Annotated in this window: 2 protein-coding genes; both read left to right on the forward strand. The window is 70.9% G+C overall.

Annotated features, from left to right (window positions below):
• Positions 1-17: 17 nt before the first annotated feature.
• A complete protein-coding gene (locus Q0112_RS02095; protein WP_297970749.1) occupies positions 18-1,082 on the forward strand; it encodes an ABC transporter ATP-binding protein in 1,065 nt (354 codons plus the stop codon).
• Entirely contained in the window at positions 1,082-2,149 is a 1,068-nt protein-coding gene (locus tag Q0112_RS02100; RefSeq protein ID WP_297970746.1) for an ABC transporter ATP-binding protein, read from the forward strand. The genes Q0112_RS02095 and Q0112_RS02100 overlap by 1 nt, the downstream gene beginning before the upstream one ends.
• Positions 2,150-2,177 lie beyond the last annotated feature (28 nt).

The following is a 2,177-nucleotide window of genomic DNA, read 5'->3' on the forward strand; positions in this document are numbered from 1 at the left end:
CGCCGCACAGGACGACCATGAGCCTCGAACTCAGGGGCGTCGGCAAGAGGGTCGGCGCCGAGACGCACATCCATGAGACGAGCCTCACGCTCGCCAGCGACGGCTTCAACATCCTGCTCGGCGAGACCGGCGCCGGCAAGACCACGCTGATCAAGCTGATCGCCGGCCTCGAAAAGCCCACCCAGGGCCGTATCCTCTTCGAGGGCCGCGACGTCACCGACCTCAGCCCGCAGAAGCGCAACGTCAGCCTCGTGCACCAGTTCTTCGTGAACTACCCCAACCTCACGGTCTACGAGAACATCGCCTCCCCCCTCCGCGTCACCCGCACCGCCGCCGCCGAGATCGACCGCCGCGTGCGCGAGACCGCCGAGCTCCTCCACCTCGCGCCGATGCTCTCCCGCCGCCCGCAGGAGCTCTCCGGCGGCCAGCAGCAGCGCACCGCGCTCGCCCGCGCCATCGTCAAGGACACCCGCCTCGTCCTCCTCGACGAACCGCTCGCCAACCTCGACTACAAGCTCCGCGAGGAGCTGCGCGACCAGCTCCCCACGCTCTTCGCCGGCCGCGGCGCCATCGTCGTCTACGCCACCTCCGAGCCCAACGAGGCGCTCCTGCTCGGCGGCCACACCGCCACCGTCTCCCTCGGCCGCATCACCCAGTTCGGCCCCACCCTCGAGGTCTACCGCGCCCCCTCCAGCCTCGAGACCGCCCGCGTCTTCTCCGACCCGCCGATCAACGCCGCCCCGGTCGAGAAGCGCGACGGCGAGATCCGCCTCCTCGACCGCGTCCGCTGGTCCGCCACCGGCGCCGCCGCAACCCTCCCCGACGGCCCCTACACCCTCGCCCTCCGCCCGCACCTGGTGACCCCCCGCCGCCTCAGCGAGCACGAAGTGCCGCTCCAGGGCATCGTCCAGATCACCGAGCTCTCCGGGTCGGAGAGCGTCGCCCACTTCGCCGTCGGCGACACAACCTGGGTCGCCCAGTCGAACGGCGTCCATCCCTACCGCGTCGGCGACACGCAGGAATTCTGGCTCGACGTCGCCCATGCCCTCTATTTCGCCGCCGACGGCCGGAGGGCCGCCTGATGGCCCGCATCACGCTGCGCGACCTCCGCCACAGCTACACCCCGCACCCGCGCGGCCCCGAGGACTACGCGCTGAAGACGATCGACCTCGAATGGCAGAACGGCGGCGCCTACGCGCTGCTCGGCCCCTCCGGCTGCGGCAAGACGACGCTCCTCAATATCATCTCCGGCCTGATCGTCCCCTCCGAGGGCCAGGTCCTCTTCGACGACCGCGACGTCACCCGCCTCGCCCCGACCGAGCGCAACATCGCCCAGGTCTTCCAGTTCCCGGTCATCTACGACACCATGACCGTCTACGACAACCTGGCCTTCCCGCTCCGCAACCGCGGCGTCCCCGCGCCCGCCGTCGACGCCCGCGTCCGCGCCATCGCCGACCTCCTCGAGCTCGGCCCCATGCTCTCCCGCCGCGCTTCCGGCCTCAGCCCCGACAACAAGCAGAAGATCTCCATGGGCCGCGGCCTCGTGCGCGAGGACGTCAACGTCATCATGTTCGACGAGCCGCTCACCGTCATCGACCCCCACCTGAAATGGAAGCTCCGCTCCAAGCTCAAGGAGCTGCACCTCCGCGTCGGCGCCACCATGATCTACGTCACCCACGACCAGACCGAGGCCCTGACCTTCGCCGACCAGGTCGTCGTCATGCAGGAGGGCGAGGTCGTCCAGGTCGGCACCCCCGTCGACCTCTTCGAGCGCCCCGCCCACACCTTCGTCGGCCACTTCATCGGCTCGCCCGGCATGAACATCCTCCCCTGCGAGACCCGTGACGGCACCGCCTTCCTCGCCGGCCACCCCATCGCCACCGCCAACCGCGCCACCGGCCGCGGCCGCCCCGAGCTCGGCGTCCGCCCCGAGTTCGTCTCTCTCGGATCCGCGGGCATCCCGGCGGAAGTCATCCGCATCGCCGACGTCGGCCGCCACCGCGTGGTCGAGGCCCTCGCAGCCGGCGCCCGCGTCAACGCGCTACTCCCCGGAGACGCCCTCGTCGCGACCGGCCCGGCGCATCTCGTCTTCGCCCCGGAGCAGACCCGCATCTACGAGGAAGGCTGGCTGGCGGGAGGCGCACCATGAGGACCGAGAACCAGCGCGCCTGGCTCTT

This window comes from uncultured Amaricoccus sp. (assembly GCF_937858865.1).
Classification (GTDB): domain Bacteria; phylum Pseudomonadota; class Alphaproteobacteria; order Rhodobacterales; family Rhodobacteraceae; genus Amaricoccus.

Excerpts from the sequence above, each read along its gene's own strand:
- Q0112_RS02095 (WP_297970749.1), top strand. The coding sequence starts at position 18 with ATGAGCCTCGAACTCAGGGGCGTCGGCAAGAGGGTCGGCGCCGAGACG.
- Q0112_RS02100 (WP_297970746.1), top strand. The coding sequence starts at position 1,082 with ATGGCCCGCATCACGCTGCGCGACCTCCGCCACAGCTACACCCCGCAC.